The 23,187-nt window shown below is 60.6% G+C and carries 20 protein-coding genes; 11 read left to right on the forward strand and 9 right to left on the reverse strand.

Annotation, left to right across the window (positions count from 1 at the left end):
- Nucleotides 1-129: 129 nt before the first annotated feature.
- A complete protein-coding gene (locus tag WBQ96_RS12875) occupies nt 130-906 on the reverse strand; it encodes a helix-turn-helix domain-containing protein (protein ID WP_336550410.1) in 777 nt (258 codons plus the stop codon).
- Between the two features lie 841 nt (nt 907-1,747).
- Between WBQ96_RS12875 and WBQ96_RS12880 the strand changes: the two genes are divergently transcribed.
- The 6 genes from WBQ96_RS12880 (at nt 1,748) to WBQ96_RS12905 (ending at nt 8,107) form a co-directional block, all read left to right on the forward strand.
- A complete protein-coding gene (locus WBQ96_RS12880; RefSeq protein ID WP_336550408.1) occupies nt 1,748-3,073 on the forward strand; it encodes a polysaccharide biosynthesis/export family protein in 1,326 nt (441 codons plus the stop codon).
- Nucleotides 3,074-3,134: 61 nt separating this feature from the next.
- Nucleotides 3,135-4,034 (forward strand): glucose-1-phosphate thymidylyltransferase RfbA, encoded by a 900-nt coding sequence (gene rfbA, locus WBQ96_RS12885; protein WP_336550406.1) that lies wholly within the window; start codon nt 3,135-3,137, stop codon nt 4,032-4,034.
- Nucleotides 4,031-4,588 (forward strand): dTDP-4-dehydrorhamnose 3,5-epimerase, encoded by a 558-nt coding sequence (gene rfbC, locus WBQ96_RS12890; protein WP_336550404.1) that lies wholly within the window; start codon nt 4,031-4,033, stop codon nt 4,586-4,588. Before rfbA ends, rfbC begins: the two co-directional genes overlap by 4 nt.
- 19 nt (nt 4,589-4,607) lie before the next feature.
- A complete protein-coding gene (gene rfbB / locus WBQ96_RS12895) occupies nt 4,608-5,675 on the forward strand; it encodes a dTDP-glucose 4,6-dehydratase (RefSeq protein ID WP_336550402.1) in 1,068 nt (355 codons plus the stop codon).
- Complete coding sequence (rfbD, locus tag WBQ96_RS12900) at nt 5,672-6,589, forward strand: dTDP-4-dehydrorhamnose reductase (RefSeq protein WP_336550400.1); 918 nt, start codon at nt 5,672-5,674, stop codon at nt 6,587-6,589. The genes rfbB and rfbD overlap by 4 nt, the downstream gene beginning before the upstream one ends.
- A gap of 9 nt (nt 6,590-6,598) precedes the next feature.
- The gene (locus WBQ96_RS12905) at nt 6,599-8,107 is read left to right on the forward strand and encodes an O-antigen translocase (protein ID WP_336550399.1); all 1,509 of its coding nucleotides are present in this window, start codon (nt 6,599-6,601) and stop codon (nt 8,105-8,107) included.
- Nucleotides 8,108-8,170: 63 nt separating this feature from the next.
- On the opposite strand, the gene WBQ96_RS12910 is transcribed toward WBQ96_RS12905, so the two are convergent.
- From WBQ96_RS12910 to WBQ96_RS12935, 6 genes are read right to left on the reverse strand one after another with little or no spacing between them, the layout of a single operon-like run.
- Nucleotides 8,171-9,340 (reverse strand): DegT/DnrJ/EryC1/StrS family aminotransferase, encoded by a 1,170-nt coding sequence (locus WBQ96_RS12910; RefSeq protein WP_336550398.1) that lies wholly within the window; start codon nt 9,338-9,340, stop codon nt 8,171-8,173.
- Complete coding sequence (locus WBQ96_RS12915) at nt 9,337-10,311, reverse strand: NAD-dependent epimerase/dehydratase family protein (RefSeq protein WP_336550396.1); 975 nt, start codon at nt 10,309-10,311, stop codon at nt 9,337-9,339. Before WBQ96_RS12915 ends, WBQ96_RS12910 begins: the two co-directional genes overlap by 4 nt.
- Nucleotides 10,301-11,032: an acyltransferase gene (locus WBQ96_RS12920; protein ID WP_336550394.1), complete on the reverse strand. Its 732-nt coding sequence runs from the start codon at nt 11,030-11,032 to the stop codon at nt 10,301-10,303. Before WBQ96_RS12920 ends, WBQ96_RS12915 begins: the two co-directional genes overlap by 11 nt.
- The gene (locus WBQ96_RS12925) at nt 11,022-12,128 is read right to left on the reverse strand and encodes a DegT/DnrJ/EryC1/StrS family aminotransferase (RefSeq protein WP_336550393.1); all 1,107 of its coding nucleotides are present in this window, start codon (nt 12,126-12,128) and stop codon (nt 11,022-11,024) included. The genes WBQ96_RS12920 and WBQ96_RS12925 overlap by 11 nt, the downstream gene beginning before the upstream one ends.
- Entirely contained in the window at nt 12,125-13,162 is a 1,038-nt protein-coding gene (locus WBQ96_RS12930; protein WP_165120235.1) for a Gfo/Idh/MocA family protein, read from the reverse strand. Before WBQ96_RS12930 ends, WBQ96_RS12925 begins: the two co-directional genes overlap by 4 nt.
- 1 nt (nt 13,163) lies before the next feature.
- Nucleotides 13,164-13,664 carry an acyltransferase gene (locus tag WBQ96_RS12935; protein ID WP_336550387.1) on the reverse strand — a complete coding sequence of 167 codons (501 nt, stop codon included), beginning with the start codon at nt 13,662-13,664 and terminating at the stop codon, nt 13,164-13,166.
- Nucleotides 13,665-14,220: 556 nt separating this feature from the next.
- On the opposite strand from WBQ96_RS12935, the gene WBQ96_RS12940 reads away from it, so the two are divergent.
- Entirely contained in the window at nt 14,221-15,438 is a 1,218-nt protein-coding gene (locus WBQ96_RS12940; protein WP_336550385.1) for a glycosyltransferase family 4 protein, read from the forward strand.
- Nucleotides 15,435-16,472, forward strand: a complete 1,038-nt coding sequence (locus WBQ96_RS12945; RefSeq protein WP_336550383.1) for a glycosyltransferase family 2 protein — start codon at nt 15,435-15,437, stop codon at nt 16,470-16,472. Before WBQ96_RS12940 ends, WBQ96_RS12945 begins: the two co-directional genes overlap by 4 nt.
- A 50-nt stretch (nt 16,473-16,522) precedes the next feature.
- Here the strand turns inward: WBQ96_RS12945 and WBQ96_RS12950 are convergent, their stop codons facing one another.
- Complete coding sequence (locus WBQ96_RS12950; RefSeq protein ID WP_336550382.1) at nt 16,523-17,608, reverse strand: glycosyltransferase; 1,086 nt, start codon at nt 17,606-17,608, stop codon at nt 16,523-16,525.
- 262 nt (nt 17,609-17,870) lie between these two features.
- Here WBQ96_RS12950 and WBQ96_RS12955 point away from each other — a divergent pair, with 262 nt between their 5' ends.
- The 3 genes from WBQ96_RS12955 (at nt 17,871) to WBQ96_RS12965 (ending at nt 21,875) form a co-directional block, all read left to right on the forward strand.
- Entirely contained in the window at nt 17,871-19,319 is a 1,449-nt protein-coding gene (locus WBQ96_RS12955) for an O-antigen ligase family protein (protein ID WP_336550381.1), read from the forward strand.
- A gap of 130 nt (nt 19,320-19,449) precedes the next feature.
- Nucleotides 19,450-20,655: a GNAT family N-acetyltransferase gene (locus WBQ96_RS12960; RefSeq protein ID WP_336550379.1), complete on the forward strand. Its 1,206-nt coding sequence runs from the start codon at nt 19,450-19,452 to the stop codon at nt 20,653-20,655.
- Nucleotides 20,604-21,875, forward strand: coding sequence for a glycosyltransferase family 4 protein (locus WBQ96_RS12965; protein ID WP_337035896.1), 1,272 nt, complete (start codon nt 20,604-20,606; stop codon nt 21,873-21,875). Before WBQ96_RS12960 ends, WBQ96_RS12965 begins: the two co-directional genes overlap by 52 nt.
- 23 nt (nt 21,876-21,898) lie before the next feature.
- On the opposite strand, the gene WBQ96_RS12970 is transcribed toward WBQ96_RS12965, so the two are convergent.
- Nucleotides 21,899-22,822 carry a glycosyltransferase family 2 protein gene (locus tag WBQ96_RS12970; protein ID WP_336550375.1) on the reverse strand — a complete coding sequence of 308 codons (924 nt, stop codon included), beginning with the start codon at nt 22,820-22,822 and terminating at the stop codon, nt 21,899-21,901.
- Nucleotides 22,823-23,187 lie beyond the last annotated feature (365 nt).

A 23,187-nucleotide genomic window follows, 5' to 3' on the forward strand; every position in this document is an offset into this window, starting at 1 on the left:
TATTCCGATTATCGATATGGAGACGCATTAAGCCAGACACGGAATTGCCACGGCCAGCCTTGATCCCGGAATTTCCATCCGGAAATCAAGGGCAGGTGGCATCGTTGTCCAGGTTGTGCAGGGTTTCGGTCAGCGCGGCCGCGAAACTGGCTTTCGGAAGTCGTGAAAACGCGCGGCCGCTTCAGTCCTGTTGTGAGCGCCGAGCTTCCTGATGATGTTGTGAAGATGAATCTTCACCGTATGCTCCGACAGCCCGAGCGCTGCGGCGATCGCCTTGTTCTGCAGGCCGCGCGAGACCATCTCCAATATCTCGATCTCGCGGCTTGTCAGATCTGACAAGTCATCTTCCGAGGTGTTTCTTGCAGCTGATGATACCGAGCTGTTTACTGGGCGAGCGGTCGAGTTCCGCACGAACTTGTCGGCATAGGAATGGAACAGGCCGGTCGGGAAATATTCACCGCCGCGAAGCATCAACCTGATGACGGACAGCCACACATCGAGCTTCAGATCCATCGGCAGGACGCCGCGAATGAGCTTCGACTCAAAAATCTCGGGAAAGGTGGATGAAGGGTTGTGACTGTCGATCTCCATCACGGCGGTCAGGGCCAATGGATGGAGCCGGGAGATGTCCGTGGCTGCATCCTCAGCCGCCTTCACGTGCTCAGGATCAATCAGGATAAGCGACACCGGATGCGCAAACTTGGCGCACGCTGCTTGTATATGCTCGACCCGTTCTATTACGAGCCAGGGCAATTCCCGCTCAATGGCATAGAGCAGGCAATCGGCCACCGATCCGGGTATCGTTACGAAGAGAAGGGTACGACGCAATCCTTGCTCAGCCTCGACGCGTGCGACGCTAGTAACTATGGAACCGTCTTCTGTGTCCATTTTCAACAGTTGGGTCATTTGAGACATCTGCAGTAACACCAGCGCATCCTGAGCCTCTAAGTAAGTTTCCGTTCAGGTGACTGATCAAACCGTATAGCGAAACGGTAATCTAAGAAATATAGACCGGACGGACTAGGACAGACATCGTTGTTTTTGTGCTGAAATTTGGCTTTAACCGATAGTGCTAAAGCGGTATCTGGAAATACCCAAAACCGATGGACGTCTACTCTTCTAATCAATTTGGCATCTGAAACCGGCGCTTGGCTGTGTTCGGGGGAAATTGCGCGGGATAGCCATCACTCCCTCGGTTGGTGGGGCTGTCATGTGTAGATGGCAGCCAGAGGCTATCCCAATGAACTAGCCAATACGGTCACTGCCATCTGTTTCGTCATGGTCATACTCTCAACGGTCGCTACGCCGTCGCGGACTACGGTATCGGCCGGCAAATCCTGACTGTTCGAGACTCCCGGCAAGCAGGGACAGCAATCGAGGCGTTTCGAGCGCCGCAAAAGGGCTTCCGGCGACCTCTATCGCCCTGACTAGCTCAAACGGGGTAGTGAGCGCCGGCACTATCCGAAGCGCCTCCACCAATCGTCTTATCCGGTACCTCTCATTCAGACCAAACTGGCTAGGCTGTGCTGCGGGAAAATACTTAGGATCGATAGCAGACGCTCCAGGCCTCCCCCTTTCTCGACGTGATGTATCAAGATGTATGAGGCCGGCCACCGAGGCTTCCTCTTCTCAACTTCGCGAGAACTCCGCACATTGAACCCTGCTGAACAAGCCTCGTCGATCTGGCGAGGCCGGTCGTTGAGCGGAAACCAGAGATCAAGTTTCAGCCAGCGGGTTGGAGTCATTAATGGCTGTGCACTGCAAGATTCAATTGAGGCGCTTCCGCCGGGTGCTTGCGCTCGGCGTTGCTGCTGTGGTGGGCCTGACAAATCTGGCCGGCGCCGAAAACGGCGAACTGGCGCCTCAGACAAAACTGCGTCTCACGGTGGTGCAGTGGATGCCGACCAAGGGCGAATACCAGCAATGGGGTGCGCTGGGTGGAGAGTTCATCGTCTCGCAGGCCGGTACGGTTCTTCTTCCGGTAATAGGCTCGATCCCGGTGGGAAATCTCGACACAAGCGGCCTGGCCGAGGAAATCGCCACGCGGCTTCAGTCGAAGATCGGCCTGGTGAACAAGCCCGATACGACGGTCGAAATTGTCGAATATCCGCCGGTCTATGTGGTCGGCGATGTCACGAAGCCCGGCCAGTATCAGTTCAGGCTCGGAATGACGGTGCTGCAGGCGCTGGCCCTGAGCGGCGGCGAACTGCGCTCGGACGCGCATTCCCAGGATGAGATCAAGCTCGTCGGGGAGCTGAAGGGCGTGGACGATGACATCTTGCGCTGCATGGCGCGCATTGCCCGACTGGAAGCGGAGATGTCCGGGACAACGGAAATAAAGTTCCCGCAGCCACCGCTCGGAAACAGCGAGAGCAGGGCTGCTGCAGAGATTTTCGGTCAGGAAAAGATCATCTTTTCGGCGCGCGCCAATGCGCTTGACCGGCAGACGAAATCATTGTCGGAACTGCGCGATCTCCTGGACGCCGAAATCAATGTCCTCCAGGAAAAGATCAAGGGCGCCGATCTCAACATCAAGAGCGCCGAGGACGAACTCGTCGGCGTCAAGGTGCTCGTCGACAAGGGCGTGGCGATCGTCTCGCGGCGATCGGATCTCGAGCGTGCGCTGGCCGGGTTCCGCGCGGACCGTCTCGACCAGGTGACCGCGATCATGCGGGCCCGTCAGGGCATCACGGAGGCGACGCGCAGCCTGGAAGGTCTTCGCGACCAGCAGCAGACCGACGTGGCCACCGAGCTGCAGAAGGAGCAGGCCAATCTCGACCAGCTCAGGCTGAAGCGGGACGTGGCCCAGAGGCTCCTGCTCGACACACTTGCCTCGGCTTCGAATGCACCCCGCCCCGGCGAACCGACCCTTATCGAGTTCTCGGTGACGAGACAGGACGGCAATGGAGAGCCGAAGCAGATCGAAGTGTCGGAGGCGACCACTCTCCTGCCGGGCGATGTGCTCAAGGTGACATACAACAAACAGGCGCCGGGATCTTCCGAGCCGGCTGCGGCCAGCCTGAATGCACCTTCGGTAAACGATACAAAATCGGAACAGGCAAGAAGCCAATGATCCGGGCGGATCATTGGCCGACGAAACGTCACAGAGACGGGAACGTTCAGATGGGGGCGAGATGAAGGGGATAATCCTGGCGGGAGGCAGCGGCACGCGGCTCTACCCCCTCACCATTGCGGTGTCGAAGCAGATACTGCCGATCTACGACAAGCCGATGATCTATTACCCGTTGAGCGTGCTGATGCTGACGGGCATCCGCGAGATTCTGATCATCTCGACGCCGCGCGACCTGCCCTGTTTCCAGGCGTTGCTAGGCGATGGTTCGGATTTCGGGCTCAAACTTTCCTATGCCGAGCAGGCGCATCCCAACGGGCTGGCGGAAGCCTTCATCATCGGACGCGATTTCATCGGCGATGGCAATGTCGCGATGATCCTCGGCGACAACATCTTCTTCGGCCACGGTCTGCCGCGCATTTGCCAGCAGGCCGCGGCGAGAGAAAAAGGTGCCTCGGTTTTTGCCTATCACGTCGATGATCCTGAACGCTACGGCGTCGTCAGTTTCGAAAAATCGACAGGCAAGGCGCTCACGATCGAGGAGAAGCCGGTCAATCCGCGATCCAACTGGGCGGTTACCGGCCTCTATTTCTACGACAACGACGTGGTCAACATCGCCGCATCGATCAAGCCTTCGGAGCGCGGCGAACTCGAGATCACCACCGTCAACAACATCTATCTCCAGCGTGGAGACCTGAACGTCTGCCAGCTTGGCCGCGGCTATGCCTGGCTCGACACCGGCACCTACGACAGCCTGCACGACGCCTCGTCCTTCGTGCGTACCGTCGAGCGCCGCCAGGGCGTGCAGATCGCCTGCCCCGAGGAAATCGCGCTGGATATGGGATGGCTGAGCCGGGAGGCGGTGCTGAAGCGCGCATATCAGCTCGGAAAGACGTCTTATGCTTCTTACCTGCGGCGTCTGGTGGAAGACGACACCGGCTTGGTCGAGGATAACGCCGCATGAACCTCGAGGTCAGACCGCTGGGGCTCGACGGCGTGCTGGAAATCCTGCCGCGCCGGATCGGCGACGATCGCGGTTTCTTTTCCGAGACGTGGAATGCCGAGCGGCTCGGTGAGCACGGCGTGCAGCTGAATTTCGTCCAGGACAATCATTCGTATTCGGCGGCCAAGGGCGTGCTGCGCGGGCTGCATTACCAGATGCCGCCCTATGCACAGGACAAGCTGGTGCGCGTGGTGAAGGGCGCGATCCTCGATGTCGCCGTGGATATCCGCAAGGGCTCGCCGAGCTTCGCGAAATGGGTTGCCATCGAGATCTCCGCACGGGAGTGGAACCAGATTCTTGTGCCGAAGGGCTTTGCCCACGGCTTTCTGACGCTCGAGCCGGACACCGAGGTCATCTACAAGGTGACCAGCCATTACTCGGCCGAACATGACCGTTCGATCCGGTTCGACGATGCCGAGATCGGCATCGAATGGCCCTTGGCCGCATCCGAACTTCAACTGTCCGACAAGGACCGCAAGGCGCCAATGCTGAGGCATGCGGAGGTTTTCGCGTAGTGAAACGAGGCGAGTGACCATGAATATTCTCGTGACCGGCGGCGCCGGATTCATCGGCTCGGCCCTCTGCCGCCATCTCGTGGCGGATCTGCGAAATCGCGTCGTCAATATCGACAAGCTCACCTATGCCGGCAATCTCGCCTCGCTTCGGCAGATCGAGAACTTTCCGAACTATCGCTTCATCCAGACCGATATCTGCAATGACGCGGTCGTGGCCGAAATCCTGCGCACTGAGAATATCGACCGCATCATCCATCTCGCCGCCGAGACGCATGTCGATCGCTCGATCGACGGTCCTGACGCGTTCGTGGAGACGAATATCGTAGGCACCTTCCGGCTGCTTCAGGCGTCGCTGGCCTATTGGCGTGAGCTGCCGGCAAATGCGGTTGCGGATTTTCGTTTCCACCACGTTTCGACAGATGAAGTGTTCGGCGACCTGCCATTCGACACGAGCCTGTTCACCGAGGAGACGCCCTACGCGCCGTCATCACCCTACTCGGCATCAAAAGCCGCCTCCGATCATCTGGTCCGCGCCTGGTATCATACCTTTGGCCTGCCGATCGTCGTCACCAACTGCTCGAACAATTACGGGCCGTTCCATTTCCCCGAAAAACTCATTCCGCTGGTGATCCTGAATGCGCTCGAGGAAAAGCCCCTGCCGGTTTATGGCAATGGCGGCAACGTCCGGGATTGGCTTCACGTCGAGGACCATGCCAGGGCGCTCGCCTTGGTCGCAACGAAGGGCAAGGTCGGCGAGAACTACAATATCGGCGGCAGGGCCGAGCGTACCAATCTCAGCGTCGTCGAGACGATCTGCGATCTGCTCGACAGGAAGCGCCCGCGCCGCAACGGAGCCTCTTATCGAAGCCTTATAAAATTCGTGTCGGACCGGCCCGGCCATGATCGCCGCTATGCAATGGACGCGGCTAAAATAGAGCGCGAACTGGGCTGGAGCCCGCAGGAAAGCTTCGATGCGGGCTTGGCGCGCACGATCGACTGGTATCTCGAAAATGCCTGGTGGTGGAAGCCGATCCGCGACGGCAGCTATGCCGGCGAGCGTCTCGGCCGTCTGGTGGCAGCGCAATGAGAATTCTGGTCACCGGCACCCAGGGGCAAGTGGTTTGCAGCCTCGTCGAAAGAGCGGCGCAGATGCCGGACGTGGAACTGATCACGGTCGGCCGCCCCGAGCTCGATTTGGCAAAGCCCCTGTCGGTGAGACGCGCGATCGCTGCCGCAAAGCCTGATCTGATCGTGTCGGCCGCCGCTTATACCGCGGTTGATCGGGCCGAGGACGAGCCGGAACTCGCCTATGTGATCAATGCAATCGGGGCGGCAAGCGTTGCCGAGGCGGCAGTGAGGATAGGCGTTCCGATCATCCATCTGTCGACGGACTATGTGTTTTCAGGCGACCGCGACCGGCCCTACCGGGAGGATGACGCCGCTATCCCGAAGACCATCTACGGCTACACCAAACTCGAGAGCGAACACGCGATCGCGAGCGTTACCGCGCAGCATATCATCCTGCGGACCAGTTGGGTCTACAGCCCGTTCGGTGCGAATTTCGTCAAGACGATGCTCAGGCTCGCCGGCGAGAGGGACACGGTGTCCGTGGTTTCGGATCAGTGGGGAAACCCGACATCCGCACTGGATATCGCCGATGCGATCCTGCGAATTGCTCCACTCTGCGTCAGGGGGAACTACGGTGTGTATCATCTCGCGGGGACGGGGGAGATCAACTGGTCGGGCTTTGCCAGCCACATTTTACGCACGAGCGGCATCGCCGGCGGACCGTGCGCGTCGGTGCGTGAGATTTCGAGCGCCGATTATCCGACAAAGGCCAAGCGTCCGCTGAACTCGCGCCTTTCGACCGACAAGTTCGAAAAGACCTTCGGCTGGCGTGCGCCGGCGTGGCAGGACAGCGTCGATATGGTCGTAAAGCGCCTGATCCCGGCAGGGCGGCATGACGAATTCAAACCCATGCGTCACGGAACCGGGGGCTGAAGCAACTCGATGGCTTTAACTGCTGCATCCGGGTCCGGGCAATCCTACACCCAGATCCTGAAGTCGACGGCCCTGATCGGCGGCTCGTCCGTCGTGAACATCCTGTTTGCGATAATCCGCAACAAGGCGATGGCGGTGCTTCTCGGCCCCGGCGGCGTGGGATTGATGGGACTCTACAATTCCATAGCCGACCTTGCGCAGAATCTGGCCGGCCTCGGCATCCAGGCCAGCGGCGTTCGCCAGATCGCCGAATCGGTAGGGTCCGGTGAAGCCGACAGGATCGCTCGTACAGCCATCGTGCTGCGGCGGATATCCATCGTTCTGGGCCTTGCCGGTGCGGCACTTCTTGCAGCCCTCTCCCTGCCTATCGCCGAGTTCACCTTTGGCGACAGCCAGCACACCGCAGGCGTCCTGCTCTTGTCTGTGGCGATCTTCTTCCGGCTCGTGTCGGCTGGACAGATCGCCCTGATACAGGGCATGCGGCAGATCGCAAACCTTGCCCGCATCAACATGTTTGCGGCGTTGTGCAGCACGGTCATCAGCATACCGATGGTCTATTTCTTCGGCGAGCAGGGCATCGTGCCGTCGCTGGTTGCCACTGCCGGCATCACGATTCTTACATCCTGGTGGTATGCAAGAAAAATCCACATCAACGCGCAGACCATGTCGCTGCCGCAGATGAGCCAGGAAACAGCCGCACTTCTGAAGCTTGGTTTCGTCTTCATGGTCAGCGGGTTTCTGACCGTGGGCGCTGCCTACGCGATCCGCATCATCGTGCTGCGGGAAGATGGCGTTGCGGCTGCGGGGCTGTATCAGGCGGCATGGGCTCTCGGCGGCCTTTATGCCGGATTCATTCTGCAGGCCATGGGCACCGATTTCTATCCGCGCCTGACGGCGGTTGCCGGCGATCACGCCGAATGCAACCGTCTCGTCAATGAGCAGGCGCAGATCAGCATGCTGCTCGCTGGCCCCGGCGTTGTGGCCACGCTCACGCTCGCGCCGCTCGTCATGCGGCTGCTTTACTCACCTGAGTTCTATCCGGCCGTCGACCTGCTGCGCTGGATCTGCCTCGGCATGATGCTGCGTCTGGTGGCGTGGCCGATGGGGTTCATCGTGCTGGCGAAGGGCGCGCAGAAGATCTATTTCTGGACGGAGGTTGCTGCGGCAATCGTGCATGTCGGACTTGCCTGGCTGCTGGTCACAAGGCTCGGCTTCATCGGGGCCGGTATGGCGTTTTTCGGGCTCTACGTCTGGCACAATATCCTCATCTACCTGATCGTTCGCCGGCTAACCGATTTTCGCTGGTCGCGCGAAAATATCAAGCTGAGCCTGATTTTCCTGCCATCGTCTGCGGTGGTATTCGGTGCTTTCCAGCTGCTTCCGCTTTGGCAGGCAACCGCTCTCGGTGCTGCGATCGTGCTCGTCAGCGGCCTTTATTCGCTGCGGATGCTTTTGCGTCTCATGCCGCCGGACTCGTTTCCGGCAGCGCTCAGGCCGTGGCTGCCCAAATCGGGCTGAACTGAAAAAGCCGCCGGCGATTGCCGGCGGCTTTTTGCTTGGATCGTTCTCGATACGTTGGGCCTATTCCGCTGCCTGGATGCTGCTTGCACCGAGGCATTCACGAAGCGTGTCCACCACGGCCAGGAGCTCGGCGTCCATCATCTGCGCGTAGAGCGGTAGAATAATGGTTCCGTTTTGTGCGGCGACGCTATGCTGGAGGCTTGTACCAAGGTGGTGTGTTTCGGGGTTGGCATAGGCCTCCTCGAGGTGAATGTTCATCACCCCGCGCCTTGTCGAGACGCCGCTGTCGAGCAACGCCTGCATGACTGAGCGCTGGCCGATCCAGTGGGGCAGCCTGATGCAGTAGCTTTGCCAGTTGCTGCGCGCCCAGCTCGGCTCCGATGGCGTTTCGACGCCGGGTATATCCTTGAGAAGCCTGGTGTAAGCAGCAGCAAGCTGTCTGCGCCGGGCCACGATCTCGGGAAGCCGCTTGAGCTGTTGACGCCCCACGGCAGCCTGCATGTCCGTCATGCGGTAATTGTAGCCGATCTCGGGATAGCTTTCGTAGATGACCTGACTGGAACCGTGGCGGACCGTATCGGGCACGCTCATGCCGTGCTGGCGCCACAGCTTGAATTTCCGGTCGTATTCCGGATTGGCTGTGGTCAACATGCCGCCGTCGCCGGTCGTCACCACCTTGCGGGGATGGAAGGAAAAGCAGGCGATGTCGCCATGCGGCTTGCCAATCTTTTCCCATTGGCCGTTCCAAAGGATTTCGCTGCCTGTCGCGCAGGCGGCGTCTTCGATGACCGGTATGGAATAGCGCTTGCCGATCTCGATGATCTGGCGCAGGTCGCAGGGCATGCCGAGCTGATGCACGCACAGGATCGCCTTGGTGCGCCGGGTGATCGTGCCTTCAATCAGGTCCGGGTCGATGTTGAAGCCATCGGCCTCGATGTCGACGAAAACCGGAACGCCGCCGCAATAGCGGATGGCGTTGGCGGTGGCGATGAAGGAATGGCTGACGGTGATGACCTCGTCGCCGGGGCCGATATCCACGGCCCGCAACGCCAGGTGAAGTGCTGTGGTGCAGTTCGATAGTGCGCAGGCATGAGGCGCGCCGACAAGCTCGGCAAATTCACGCTCGAATGCCGCGACTTCAGGTCCTTGCGTCACCCAGCCGGACAGAATTACCCGACGAACCGCTTCGACTTCCCGTTCGTCGAGAATGGGCTTGGCAACCGGTATCATTCCGCTGCCTCCCGGGTCGCAGCACTTTCGGCCTGCCACCAGGCGACAAGACCGCGAAGACCGTCATCGAGCGCGATCTTGGCTTCGAATCCGATCATATCCCGCGCCTTGGTGATATCGGCGAGACGGCGCGGCACGGCATTGACCTTGCGCGCGGGCGCATGCGTCGGCTCGATAGACGAGCCCATGATGCGGGTCAGCATCTGCGCCAGTTCCAGCAGGCTGGTCTCCTCGCCGCTTGCGACGTTGAACACCTCGTCGGTGACGTCGGACTTTGCCGCGAGGATGTTGGCGCGCGCGATGTCTGCGACATGGACGAAATCCATCGTCTGCGAGCCGTCGCCGAAGATAAGCGGCGGCTGGCCGGCCGCCAGGCGCTCCATCCAGCGGATCAGCACTTCGGTATAGACGCCATAGACGTCCATGCGCGGGCCGTAGACGTTGAAGTAGCGCAGCGCGACATAGTTCAGGCCGTACATATCGGCGAAGCTGCGCAGCAGCCCTTCATTGAAGGCCTTGGCCGCGCCGTAGATCGTGCGGTTGTTGTAAGGGTGATGCGCCTCTGTCGTGGGAAAGCTTTCCGCCAATCCAAGCACGGAGGCAGACGATGCCGCGACGACCTTGGACACCTTCGCATTGACTGCTGCCTCAAGCACGTCAAACGTGCCGCCGGCGAGAACGTCGAAGGCCAGTCGCGGTTCCTCGGCACATTGCGTGATGCGGATCGCCGCCTGATGGAAGACGATATCGACGCCGTCGAACAGCTTTGCCAGCAAAGCCTGGTCGCGGATATCGCCCTCGACGATGGTGAGCGGAAAGGCATCCATCGCGGCCTGCAGATTCTCCCTGCGGCCACGGACGAAGTTGTCGAGAATGATGATCTCGCGGGGCTGTTCCTTTGCGACCAGATCGGCGATGTGGGATCCGATGAGCCCTGCCCCGCCGGTGATGAGAACGCGCTTATCTTTCATGGATTGCCCCGTTGTTTTGCGACGCCGTTCGCGTCAGATCCGAATCTGTCCGCCAATGCAGGAATTTTGCCGGCACGCCGGCGACGACCGAGAATGGTTCGACGTCGGACACCACGACGGCCCCTGCTCCGACGATCGCGCCCTTGCCGATGGTGACACCGGGAAGGATAGTGGCGTTGGTGCCGATGTCGGCCCAGGCTTCAATGCGTACTGGCTTGATTTCGAGGTCGGTTCGAACGATGGGCACATCCGCCGGCATGCCGGTATGGGCGGAGCCGAGCACCTTGGCGCCGGGGCCGAAGCCGACATATTCTTCCATCACCAGATTGCGTGCGTCGAGAAAGGCCTGCGGGCCGATCCAGACATTGTTGCCGATGAAGCAGGTGCCGTCATAGCGACCCTGTATGTTGGCCTGCGCGCCGATGAAGACGCCATTGCCGAACTCGAATGTTTCGGGATGCTTGAACACCGTGCCGCTGCCGACCTGCAGGCGGGCGCCGCAGCTGCGCGAAAGCGCGCGCAAGATGGAACGGCGCATCAGCGCGTCGACGAAGCCGTCACCGAACGAAAACCGGCCGTAGAGCTCGACCAGCCCCGAAGCGCCATAGGACGTCTTCAGGGTTTCGGCCAGTTCGAGCTCATAGGCGGGGTCGGCAAGGATTTCCTGCCGTCCATGAACCGCCTTGACGATGCGGGCGGCGTGGGTCGGATCAAGAGACATAGGCTTCCTGCTCCACCGCCACCACCACCTGCTCCACCTGCCTCGAAGTCATCTCGGGATAGATAGGCAGCGAGAGAACTTCGCGGGCAGCAGCCTCCGATTCCGGAAAAGCGCCGGCCTTGTAGCCAAGGTCTGCATGCGCCTTCTGCAGATGGACGGGGATGGGGTAATGCAGACCCGTCTGTACGCCTTCGGCCTGCAAGGCGCGCTGCAGCCCGTCGCGGTCGCGCGTCCGTACTGCATAGATGTGATAGACGTGGCGGCGGTCCGCGAGCTCGGTGGGGGCAGTCACCTGCCTCGATCTGGAAAGAAGAGCGGAATAGTGCCGCCCATGGTCTCGCCGCGCCTCGGTCCAATCCTCGAGATGCCGAAGCTTGACCCGCAGGATCGCGCCCTGGATGCCGTCCATTCGATAATTAAAACCCTTCAGAGTGTGATGATAGCGCTGCTCCTGGCCCCAGTCGCGCAGCATGCGGATCGTCTTGGCATGCTCGTCGTCATTGGTGACGACGATGCCGCCCTCGCCGCAGGCACCCAGATTCTTGCCGGGATAGAAGCTGAAACAGCCCGACGTACCGATGCTTCCGGCGCGCCTCTTCCTGTATTCAGCACCATGGGCCTGGCAGGCATCTTCGATGACCGGAATTCCATAGCGTTCGGCGATCGCCATGATCGGTGCCATGTCGGCCATCTGGCCGTAGAGATGAACCGGGATGATCGCCTTGGTGCGCGCGGTGATAGCGGCTTCGAGCTTGGCGGGATCCATCGTGAAGGTGGTCGGATCGATGTCGACGAAGACCGGCAGGGCCCCCGTGTAGCAGACGGCCGAAACGGAGGCGACGAAGGTGAACGGCACGGTGATGACTTCGTCGCCGGGGCCGACGCCAGCGGCGAGCAATGACAGATGCAATGCGCTCGTTCCGGTGTTGACGGCGATTGCGTGTTTGGCGTCGCAATAGGCGGCGAATTCGCGCTCGAAAGCTGCAACCTCGTCGCCGAGAACATATTGCGCGGAAGCCAGCACGCTCAGGACGGCTGCATCCACTTCGCCCTTGATACTCGCATACTGGGCTTTCAGATCGAGAAACGGGATCATGCTATGCGCCTCGCGCGCTCGAGTTCGATGACACGCCCGCGCTGGGCAAGCGACTGGGTGGCGGCTTCAAGGATGCGCACGACGCGCAGGCCGGCATGGCCGTCGGCGGTCGGCACAGCGCCCTGCTCGATGCAGTTAACGAACTCGCGAAGCTCGACGCCGAGGGCTTCCGTCGAGTCGAGCTGCGGCGCCCACATGTCGCCGGTGCGGTAGCCGACCAGCATCTGATAGACCTTTTCGCCGTTCTTCTGCGGGTTGCCGTTGAGCGTGATGCCCTTGTCGTAGACCTTGATCTTCTCGCTCGGTTCGAGATCGTCATAGACGATCATTTTGCTGCTGCCGCCGATCAGCGTGCGGCGCACCTTGACCGGGGCCAGCCAGTTCACGTGGATATGAGCAATCATGCTGTTGTCGAAGAACAGGTTGAGATAGGCGATGTTCTCCGGCTCGCCGACGACGTGGCTCATGCCGGTCGCCGAGACCGCCACCGGCTTTGCCGGCAGGACATAGTCCATGATCGAGAGATCGTGGACGGCGAGGTCCCAGACGACGCTGACATCGTGCTGGAACAAGCCGAGATTCACGCGGACCGAGTCGTAGTAATAGATGTCGCCGAGCCCGCTTTCGACAAGCTCGCGCATCTTCCGGACCGCTCCGGTGTGAACGAAGGTGTGGTCCACGGCGAGCACGAGTTTGCGCCGCGAAGCCTCGTCCACCAGCCGGCGTGCCTCGTCAGCGGTCGCTGCCATCGGCTTTTCGACAAATACATGCTTGCCGGCCATCAGGGCGCTCATCGCCAGCCGGAAATGCGCGGAAACGGGAGTGGCTATCGCAATTGCATCGACGCGCGGATCGCGCAGGACCTCATCGAAGTCGTCCGTGATCTCGACGGCTGGGTACCGCGCCTGGACGCTGACCAGACGCTCCTTCTTGAGATCGCAGACGCTGATCAGCCGCGCACCCGGCGTCTCGGCAAAATTGCGAACGAGATTGGGACCCCAGTAACCGTAACCAACTACAGCAACGCCGATCATGTCACTCTCCCGAAACGATGCGGCGGACCGGAGCGTCCTTGGCCCTGCCGACGATCCGCGCCGGAACGCCGGCGACGATCGCGTAGTCCGGAACGTCCTTGGTAACGACGGAGCCGGCGCCGATGAGCGCGCCCCTGCCGATGATCACGCCTGCGAGGATGGTGGCGTTGCTTCCGATCGAGGCATGTTGCCTGACCAGCGTGGGAATGACGGTCCAGTCTTCGTCGGTCTGCAGGCCGCCATCCATGGTTACGGCGCGCGGATGAAGGTCGTTGGTGAACATGACGCCGTGGCCGACGAAGACGCCATCTTCCAGCGTCACCCCTTCGCAGATGAAAGTGTGGCTCGAAATCTTGCAGTTCTGGCCGATCGTGGCATTGCGCTGGATTTCGACGAATGTGCCGATGCGCGAACCCGCGCCGACATGGCAGCCATATAGATTGACCAGATCCGGGTGATGGATGACCACACCTTCGTCCAGAGTGACATCGGAAGAAATCATTCCGTCAGTTTCCCTGTTTCCTGAGCCGCTGCCCCGCACACTGCGCGATGCGCCGGCTGGATATGGAAACAGAGGAGCAATCCGTGCCCGTCATGCCGATCCCCGCCGTTCACTTGCCAGAGTTTTGAAGAAGCGCTGAAAGTAAATCCGTCCGATAACCAGATTTCTTTTCAGGATCGGAGTAAAGGAAAGAAAACGCAGTACATTCCCGTCCGAAAGGCTTAGGTGGCATAGACCGAGTGGCAGGGTCTTGTTACCCGCTATTTGCGCAGCAGACTGGATTTGCGGGCTTGCGCGGCATCAGGCTCCGGGCGATGCGCATCAGCTAAGCGATAGTAAGCCATTCGAGCACTGGAAGGTGCGGGGAATAGTACCCGGCCTAATCCTTAGGGCTTATGGAGTGACCGAGCTATCCACCGGAGAAATCAGGGATAGAAACGGGACCTACTCGTAAGCCTAAAGTTCGGAGCTGACGAAAACCTCTATAGTTTTGCCAAACTCGCCAGTGAGTCCATGCCGGGCGCGTGGCCGCTGATCAAGCGCGGAGGTAGACAGGGTGCAAGTCGGGGAACGGATTTTCGAACAGATACAGGAACCGGACGCAAGGCCGAAGCTGATGATCGCCACGCGGGTGTTCGGCGCCAGCGGCCAGCCCTGGATGTGGCGGCAGGTGGTCGGGTTTCAGGGCTTCCGCAAGGAACTGCTCTGCTGGGAACGGCAGAACGCCGGCACCCAACCGACGACCGACGTTCGCGAGCACGTGCTGCCGGGCAAGCTTGCGCCCTACCACAATGACGGGCGTTGGCTCTACCGGTCCCGGGCGATCTTCAATGGCAGTTTCTATGCGGCGATCGGCGAGGAACGCACGCGCCTGAAAGAGCTGTTCGACAAGGATAGGCCGGATGTGATCCTTTGCAATTTCGGCGACATCGCCATGCGCCTGCTGCCGACGGCGCGCGAGGCCGGCATTCCGCTGATCGCCTATTTCCACGGCGATTTTTCCTTCATCCGCAACAGGTGGTACCGCTGGAGCCTCTATCGCTGCCTGCATGATTTCGCGGCGATCGTCGTGGTGACGGATGCGGAGCGGCAATGGTTGCGCGAACACGGCGCGCCGGAAGACAAGATCCATTACATCCCCTGCGGCGGGCCGACCGATGTGTTCCGGCCGGTGCCCGAGCGCAGCGACGATCTGGTGCGGTTCGTCATGGTTTCGCGGCTGTCCGAGGAAAAAGGCTGCGATGTTTCGATAAGGGCGTTTTCCGAGGTCGCCAAGCTGAACCCGAAGGTCCGGCTCAGCATTTTCGGTGACGGGGTCGAGCGCGAGAATCTCGGGGAACTCGTCAAGAGGCTCGGACTGGTCGAGAAGGTGACTTTCCATGGCTTCATCGACGAGCTGAGCCTGGCGAAGAAACTGCCCCTGCACGACATCTTCATCCAGCATTCGCGCATCAAGGAAGGTTCGCCTGTATCTATCGTCGAGGCCATGTCCTGCGCCCTGCCCGTGGTCGCAACGACGATCGGCGGTATTACCGACCAGATCGCCACCGGGCAGAACGGCTATCTGGTTTCGGAGGGCGACATCGACGGCATGATCGCTGCTATGCAGCGGCTTGCATCAGACCCGGTGCTGCGTAAGCAGCTCGGGGCCGTCGGGCGGGAGCGCGCCGTGGCCTGCCACGACGCCGCCAAGCAGACGCGCCGTCTCGGCGAACTGGTCATGGACGTCACGCGCATGAGCAGCCTGAAGCGACAGGACGCGCTGGCCTCATGACCACCGTCCAGATCATAGTGCCGTGCTACAATTACGGCCGCTACCTGCGTGCATGCGTAAACAGTGCGTTGTCGCAGGAAAATGTCGATGTGAAGGTTCTGATCATCGATGATTGTTCATCCGACGATACGTTGGATATGTGCAAGCAGCTGGCCTCCGAAGATCACCGCGTGGACTATATCCACCACGCGGTGAACAAGGGCCATATCGCGACCTATAATGAGGGTCTGGCACTTGCCGAGAGCGACTATCTCGTTCTCTTGTCGGCGGACGATCTGCTGACCCCGGGCTGCCTGTCGCGGGCGACGGCCCTGATGAACTATCATCCTTCGGTCGGGCTGACCTACGGCTATCCCATACCCGTCTACGACGCGACGCTTCCGCCGGCGAGAACTGAGGATACCGGCTGGACGATCTGGGGCGGCGGCGACTGGATCGAGCGGATGTGCCGGGCGGGAAAGAACTTCATCTGCTGTCCTGAGGTGGTGATACGCTCGAGCATCCAGCATCGGCTGGGCGGATACAAGGCATCGCTTCCCCATTCGGCAGACATGGAAATGTGGCTGCGCGCAGCCGCCATCTCGGATATCGGCCGCATCAATGGCGCCGACCAGGCCTATTACCGCGTTCACAACGCAAACATGCATCGGACGGTACATGCCGGCTTCCTCTATGATCTGCGGGCGCGCCGCGATGCCATTCTGTCGGCTTTCGAAAACGAGGCCGGAGCCTTGCCGGATGCGGCTGCGATGCAGGACACTGCGCGGCGGACGCTTGCGCTGACTGCGCTTCGCTATGCCTGCCAGATCATCGATTCCGGTAGAGCGGAGAATGAGCCGGTCGACCTCTACCGCGAATTTGCACTCGATCTCTATCCGGCGGCAGCGAACACCAGGCAGTGGCAAAGCCTGGAGCGCAGGCGCAATGGCGTCGATGGCGCGATCTCGACCGTGATGGCGCGCGGTCACGCGCAACTGCGCGAGATCGCCGACAAATATGCGTGGCGTCGCTGGTGGCAAACGGGGCTGTATTGATCGAGTTGCCAAACCGCTAACGCAGGCAGCAGGCTTTTGGGCGCGCAGCGTTAAACGCGTTCCACCGCCGCATCCTTGAGCAAAAGCTCGGAATAGATGCTAGTCACGTCTTCGCGCTCGCGCGCCGGCGAATATTCGGACAGGACGAAGCGTGACGCTTCAAGCCCCCGATCGCGGCACCAGCCGGGCTCTTGGCGCTCCGCGAGAATGGCTTTCTCCACCGCGCTGGCGAAACCAAGTATGTCGCCGGACTCGATCGGCGCGCTGAATTCAGGACGAAAGAATTCCCGGCCGGCAAAACCATGATTGCCGATGACGTAGTTCCCGCATGCCATCGCTTCCGCCGGAGGCAGGCCGAACCCTTCCTGATGGGTAAAGGCGAGGAAGATGCGTGTGGCTCGCAGGCGGTCCGCGACCTGGGAGTGTGTCAGCCTGTCCAGCGGCACGATCTCCCAGCCGTCGAGGATGCCCCGCGCCTGCAGCATCTCCAGAACCTGCCGCGCATCTTCGCGCCCGCGCCTCGGCATATAGGCTATGCGCTGTCCGGATGGTTCGCTGCCCGGATGGAACAAGGCCGGATCGATGCCCAGATGAACGCGCCGTATGAGCGTTTCGCCGAACGCCCAGCCGAGCATCTCCTGATTGTGCCGTGAGACGGTGATGATGCCTGCAAGGCCCGGATTGGCCGCGTAGAGACGTGCGACCTGATGGACCGGACGCTTCCAGGTCAGATGGCTGTTCTGGTTGAAGATGACGTGGCGCGTGCCCCGCGGTAGCTGAAGCAGAAGATCGATGTCGACTTCGGGAACAACGAGCAGGTCACCGCCGCGCATGGTAGCGCTGGCGATGTCCGTCACCCTGGTCTCGTGCTCGAACCACTCGCAGCGGAAGCCGGGACGATGGTGGAGGACAAAGGCGCTGATCCCGGCTGCGTTCAGAATGTCGACGTGCCGGTATATGACGCGTATGCCGCCCGAAGGTTCGGGATGGTCCGGTGTCAGGAAATAGACTGTCGGCGTCGAGCTCTTCTCGTTGCTGACCTGGATCTCCAAGCGGCGCCTGCGCCGGCGATCCTTCGCCTCGCTCATCCTTCGAAACAGGGATCGCGCCAGGTTTTCCGCAGACACCAAGGTCATTCTTCAGCTCGCCGCTTGCTGGTCATGCTGCCGGAGCCTCGTGATGGCCTAAGCTTGGAGTATCCCCGACCCTTGGGAAAGAGTTCCACGATGCAAGGTGCAAAGCAATTCCACCTTTTATACATCAAAGTAACTACTCACCTGACCCGGATATTTACTGCTACCCAAGTTGCAGGAGCGTAAATTCGGGTCTGCCTCAAAGATTATCTGCGAGCGGCTGACATTTGGAACGCGGGTGAACCGGGCAACCAAGGCAACCAAAATGGTGGATGGAACCTTCGGCGCGGTGTCCGACCACGCCGGCGAAGTCAGGCAAGGCCGGCAATCCGGAGCGGGCAGGCTTTCGGCCCGGGCCGAACAGTCCGGGCGTGAAAAGTCCACGCATCGCGGCCTGCCATGGCCCGTCTTCCTCTTCATGGTGGGATTGCTCATTCCCTGGATCATCACCATCGGTCCGATCCGGATGTCGCTCTATCGCTTCATTCTTCTTGCCTTTCTCCTGCCTTGCCTGATCGGCTGGATAAGCGGCAGAGCGGGGCGCATCAGGATCGCCGACATTTCGTTCATCCTGTATTGCTTCTGGTGCTTTCTCGCGATCGGGATGATCCACGGCTTCGACTATGCGTTTCAGCCATCCGGCATGATCTTCATCGAGACCGTCGGTGCTTACATGCTGGCCCGATGCTTCATCCGTGACGCCGATGATTTCTACAACATGGTGCGCATGCTGCTGCGGCTCGTGACCCTGCTCCTGCCTTTCGCAGTCTTTGAGGCGATCACCGGGCGCAATATCCTGCTGGCGGCTTTCTCTGCGGTCTATCCGACATTTCCCGACAATTTCGTCGATCCCCGCTGGGGCATGCGGCGCGTCCAGAGCGTCTTCGAGCATCCGATATTGTACGGCGTGGTCTGTGCCAGCGCGCTGGCTTTCACCCATATGGTGCTTGGCTACGGGAAGAGCTTTACGGGCCGCTGGCGCGGCACGGGCATTGTCATAGCTGCGACGTTCTTTTCGCTATCCGCCGGCCCGATGACGGCGCTGGCCAGCCAGGGCATGCTGCTCGGCTGGAACTGGGCGTTCAGAAGCATAGAGGCGCGCTGGAAGATCCTGTGCGCCTTCGGCTTCCTGGCGGCGATGTCGATAGAGCTTCTGTCCAACCGTTCCGTGCCTGTCGTGTTCATGTCGTATTTTTCGTTCGATGAATCGTCGGCCTATGTCCGCGCCGAAATATACCGATACGGATCCGCATCGATCATGAACCACCCGCTTTTCGGTGTTGGCTTTGGCTATTGGGAGCGGCCGTCATGGATGAGCCCCAGCATCGACATGTTCTGGATCATCGACGGGGTCCGCCATGGGCTGCCGGCGGAACTGTTCATGGCGCTGGGCTTCTTTGCGGTCTATCTGCCCGTGGCGTTCAAATCCGGGCTCGACGAGAGAACGCAGGCCTACAAGACCGCATTCGTGATCGCGATGACTGGTTTCTTCCTGGTCGGGTGGACTGTCTACTTCTGGAACGCGACCTACGTCATCTTCATCTTCCTGATCGGCAGCGGCGTATGGGTACTCGACGTGGAGACAAACGCCGCAGCGGCGACCCCACGCGACAGATCGCGCGGTGAGACGGCCGCCAATGATCGTCGAAATGGGCATATGGCGGAACGTGGCAAGCCGCCGGTCGCGGAAGGCCGGAAACGGCCATACGTCTAATTGCCGACCGGTTTAAATCTATAGATGCCAGCCTACTTTCTGGCCGCTCGTGTATGCCTCAGGTAACTTCGTAGCGGAGACTCCGCAATCGATGAAGAGTTCGTTCAGCCAATCCTCGGGGGTGCGGTTCATGACTGCCATTATGGAATCCCGCAGGTTCGTCGCCGACCACAGCGCGGTCGTCGAAGAGAAGGTGACGACTGCGACCACGCTGGAAGAGGTCGAAGCGCTTCGCGACGTCTGGAATTCGCTTCACGTCGACGACATCGATTCCGACATCGACTACTACATGACCGTGGTGCGCCATGCCGATCAGGTCATCCGGCCGCATGTGGTTCATATCCGCCAGGACGGGGGAGCCGACCTGCTCGCGGTTGCCCGGCTTGAAAACCTGCCCGTGCCTTTCCGGTTCGGATACCGGCGGCTCGGTTCCGCCACCTTGCGTGCAATCGTGGTGACCTTTGGCGGCATATTGGGTGCGAGGAACAAATACGAAGAGGAAGTCGTCCTGCGGCACCTGATGAAGGACCTCGACAAGGGCGTCGCGGATCTCATCCTGATGCGCAATGTCGACGTGGACAGCACGCTCTACGCGACCGCCCTTGCAGCGACGGGCTGGGCGCAGCGGGCACATGCGCAGCCCGTTTCCCGCCGCTGGATGGCCGTGATACCGGATTCGATGACGCGTTTCCTCGAGACGCGTTCGGCCAAGACGCGAGGCAATCTGCGCCGGCACGACAATCAACTCCGAATGGAATTCGCAGGCCGGTTGGAGCTTCGGCATCTGGATCGTCCGGAAGATGCGGCCGATCTGTATCGCGACATGGAAGCCGTCGCCGCGAAAACCTATCAGCGCGGTCTCGGGGTGGGGTTTTCCGGCACGCCGATGCAGTGCGCGCTTATCAAGCTCGGGCTCGAACGTGGCTGGTACCGGACCTGGATGCTCGAGATCGACGAGCGCCCCGTCGCCTTCTGGAGCGGCTTTGGCTATGGCGGCACTTTCCAGATCGGCACGCCCGGCTTCGATCCCGATATGAGCAAACTCTCCATCGGGCGCTTCACGATGCTGCGAATGCTCGAGGATCTGTGCGATGACCCCGCTATTTCGGAACTCGATTTCGGTCACGGCGAAGCCGATTACAAATCCTCCTTCGGGCGGGCTGTTCGCTCCGAAAGCGAGGTGATGCTTGCCGCGTCGCGGCCATGGCCGACGCTGGTGATGCTTGCCGTATCGTCACTGTCCTTTGCCAACAATCTGGTTCGCCGGCTTGTCGAGAATTCCGAATGGGGCCGCCGCTTGAAGGCGGGATGGCGCCGTCGCATGGCCAGCAGGTAACCATGGCCAGGCTTCTGCTCGTAGCACCGACCTGCAACGGCGAGGATGTCGGTGAGGCGTGGGTCGCCTATCAGTGGGCAAGACGCCTCGGCGAGCGGCATGATGTGACCTTGCTGACCTATCACAAGCGAGGGGCCAGGCCTGCAGCGCAGCAGCTTCCGGGCATGAAGGTCGTGGAATGGACCGAGCCGCCGCTGTTTGGCCGCGCCGAACGGCTGAACAGCATGCTGAAGCCCGGCTACGTTCCGTTCTATTTCCGCGCCAGAAAATGGATACGACAGGCAATTGCCGAGGGGCAGCGTTTCGATCTCGTGCACCAGCCCGTGCCGGTCGCCATGCGCTATCCTTCGCCGGCGGTCGGCCTCGGCATTCCGTTCGTCATAGGGCCCGTGGGTGGCGGTCTGTCGTCTCCAGATGGCTTTGCCGGCGATGAAGGCTCCGCGCCGTGGTTCATGGCGCTGCGAGGGCTCGATCGGTACCGGCAACAGTGGGACCCGCTTTTACGCAAGACCTACAGGACTGCAGACTGCGTGTTCGGGATAGCCGGCTATGTCAGGGAACAGCTTGCCGCAATCCCGCTGCGCCGGTTCGAGGTCCTGAGCGAAACAGGTCTGGACGAAATTCCGGCACCCATAGATCGCAGCGAACGATCCGGGACTATCCGACTGCTTTACGTCGGACGCCTCGTGCGGACGAAAGGCGCTCGCGACATCATACGCGCCATGGGCATGCTGCGAGATGTTTCGGTCCGGCTCGACATCGTCGGCGAAGGGCCGGAGCGCGCGGAGTGCGAAGCGCTCATCGCACGGCTTGATCTTGGCGACCGCGTCGCGCTTCATGGCTGGCGCTCCAAGGCCGAGGTCGCGGAATTCTACAAGCAGGCGGATGTCTTCGTTTTTCCGAGCTATCGCGAACCCGGTGGCAACGTGGCGCTGGAGGCGATGGGTTATTCGTTGCCGCTTATCGTCGTTGATCGCGGCGGACCGGGAAGTGCGACAACGGACGCCTGCGCCATAAAGCTTTCGGTCACCACGCCGGAAGCGCTCGCGATCGACATAGCTGCGGCGATCCGAAGGCTGGCGACCAATCCGGCTCTGCGGCGCAGGATGGGTGAGGCCGCCCATGAGCATGTCAAGAAAAGCGCCTTGTGGAGCGCCAAGCTCGATCGTGTTGACAGCATCTATGCGCAACTCATCAGCGCCGGTCGCAAGGGCGCGTGATCACCTGCCCGCCCGTACTCTCTTTATAAGGTAAGTGCGGCACGGAGTGCTGCGCGATGCCCCGGCCCGAATGTGAACCGCATGGTTTCACCGACGACTATGCTCAGCCGGAACAGGGCCGTGGAAAGACGCCCATGATGGCGGCGGTAATAGCGAATTCGGTTTTTCGTCATCAGTGCCGAAAGAAACGGGTTGTCGTGATATTCGCCGCCGATATGAACGACCTGCGCCTGTGGATGATACACCACCGACAGGCCGCTTCGGCGAACCCGCTCCAGGTAATCGACTTCCTCGCTGTACAGGAAGAATGACTCGTCCCATTCCCCGACGACCCGACGGGCTCGAGCTCCGACAAGCAGGGCGGCGCCCGTCGCCCATTCGACGACGCCTCCACGACCGTAGATCGCCGGATCATCAACGATCTCGCCGGCACCTATCCGTGCGGCGAGCGTCGTTCCCAGCAGGGCGTCCGACCAGGCCGTCGTCATCGACGGTTCGCGCCGAAGGGACAAAGCCGTTGTGCCGTCTTCATGGAGGATTTGCGGTACGACTATGCCCGCCGTGGGGTCTGACAATCTTTTGCTGAGCTGGCGCACGGAACCCGGCAAAAGCCGAACATCGGGATTGAGGATGAGGACGTCCACGCCGGATCTGATTATTGCCGTCGCGGCGTTGATGCCGGCAGCATAGCCGGCGTTGCGTCCCATCCTGATCACCCTTGGATGGGTCGGATGGGCGAGCGCGATGTCGACCGACGCGTCGTGAGAATCATTGTCGACGATGATGATCTCATGACGGCTGATGCCGGCCAATCCTTCAGGGATCGAGTCGAGCAGACCGGGCAGGACTTTGGCGCTGTTATAGGTGACGACCACCACGGCAACGCCGGCCGTGTCACTAGCGGCGGCAGGCGCAAGGATTGATGCAGGTTCCGTCGGTCCATCCATTTGCATTCACCCAGACTCTTGGCTTCGAGATGCCGAAATACAGGGAAATTCTGCCGGATAGTTTGCAGGAATATCAGCACAATGAAAGTCTACATGAGGTGGTGAACTTAGAGGTACACCAACAAGCTCTTTCAGCCATGGAGCTGACTCCGATGATACTAACCATAGTCCTATCGGAGTAGGTCGAACGCTCCAGTACAGGTCCGGAAAACGGCTCCGTAAGTCTTTCAGGGCGATAGAATATTTCTTCAGATTTTCTAGCATCGATCTGTGTCTCGGCGTGGCGGGACTGTGAAGCGTCAGTTCATCGCCGTGCCTTTCAACTGTAACCGCCAGTGCCTCCGGGCACATGGAGAAACCCTCGT

Origin of the sequence: Mesorhizobium sp. CCNWLY176 (assembly GCF_037153935.1) — a bacterium.
Classification (GTDB): domain Bacteria; phylum Pseudomonadota; class Alphaproteobacteria; order Rhizobiales; family Rhizobiaceae; genus Mesorhizobium_M; species Mesorhizobium_M zhangyense.

What these genes read in the sequence shown, in the direction of transcription:
- WBQ96_RS12875 (WP_336550410.1), bottom strand. Translation starts at nt 906, where the DNA reads ATGACCCAACTGTTGAAAATGGACACAGAAGACGGTTCCATAGTTACT.
- WBQ96_RS12880 (WP_336550408.1), top strand. Translation starts at nt 1,748, where the DNA reads ATGGCTGTGCACTGCAAGATTCAATTGAGGCGCTTCCGCCGGGTGCTT.
- rfbA (WP_336550406.1), top strand. Translation starts at nt 3,135, where the DNA reads ATGAAGGGGATAATCCTGGCGGGAGGCAGCGGCACGCGGCTCTACCCC.
- rfbC (WP_336550404.1), top strand. Translation starts at nt 4,031, where the DNA reads ATGAACCTCGAGGTCAGACCGCTGGGGCTCGACGGCGTGCTGGAAATC.
- rfbB (WP_336550402.1), top strand. Translation starts at nt 4,608, where the DNA reads ATGAATATTCTCGTGACCGGCGGCGCCGGATTCATCGGCTCGGCCCTC.
- rfbD (WP_336550400.1), top strand. Translation starts at nt 5,672, where the DNA reads ATGAGAATTCTGGTCACCGGCACCCAGGGGCAAGTGGTTTGCAGCCTC.
- WBQ96_RS12905 (WP_336550399.1), top strand. Translation starts at nt 6,599, where the DNA reads ATGGCTTTAACTGCTGCATCCGGGTCCGGGCAATCCTACACCCAGATC.
- WBQ96_RS12910 (WP_336550398.1), bottom strand. Translation starts at nt 9,340, where the DNA reads ATGATACCGGTTGCCAAGCCCATTCTCGACGAACGGGAAGTCGAAGCG.
- WBQ96_RS12915 (WP_336550396.1), bottom strand. Translation starts at nt 10,311, where the DNA reads ATGAAAGATAAGCGCGTTCTCATCACCGGCGGGGCAGGGCTCATCGGA.
- WBQ96_RS12920 (WP_336550394.1), bottom strand. Translation starts at nt 11,032, where the DNA reads ATGTCTCTTGATCCGACCCACGCCGCCCGCATCGTCAAGGCGGTTCAT.
- WBQ96_RS12925 (WP_336550393.1), bottom strand. Translation starts at nt 12,128, where the DNA reads ATGATCCCGTTTCTCGATCTGAAAGCCCAGTATGCGAGTATCAAGGGC.
- WBQ96_RS12930 (WP_165120235.1), bottom strand. Translation starts at nt 13,162, where the DNA reads ATGATCGGCGTTGCTGTAGTTGGTTACGGTTACTGGGGTCCCAATCTC.
- WBQ96_RS12935 (WP_336550387.1), bottom strand. Translation starts at nt 13,664, where the DNA reads ATGATTTCTTCCGATGTCACTCTGGACGAAGGTGTGGTCATCCATCAC.
- WBQ96_RS12945 (WP_336550383.1), top strand. Translation starts at nt 15,435, where the DNA reads ATGACCACCGTCCAGATCATAGTGCCGTGCTACAATTACGGCCGCTAC.
- WBQ96_RS12950 (WP_336550382.1), bottom strand. Translation starts at nt 17,608, where the DNA reads ATGACCTTGGTGTCTGCGGAAAACCTGGCGCGATCCCTGTTTCGAAGG.
- WBQ96_RS12955 (WP_336550381.1), top strand. Translation starts at nt 17,871, where the DNA reads ATGGTGGATGGAACCTTCGGCGCGGTGTCCGACCACGCCGGCGAAGTC.
- WBQ96_RS12960 (WP_336550379.1), top strand. Translation starts at nt 19,450, where the DNA reads ATGACTGCCATTATGGAATCCCGCAGGTTCGTCGCCGACCACAGCGCG.
- WBQ96_RS12965 (WP_337035896.1), top strand. Translation starts at nt 20,604, where the DNA reads ATGGGGCCGCCGCTTGAAGGCGGGATGGCGCCGTCGCATGGCCAGCAG.
- WBQ96_RS12970 (WP_336550375.1), bottom strand. Translation starts at nt 22,822, where the DNA reads ATGGATGGACCGACGGAACCTGCATCAATCCTTGCGCCTGCCGCCGCT.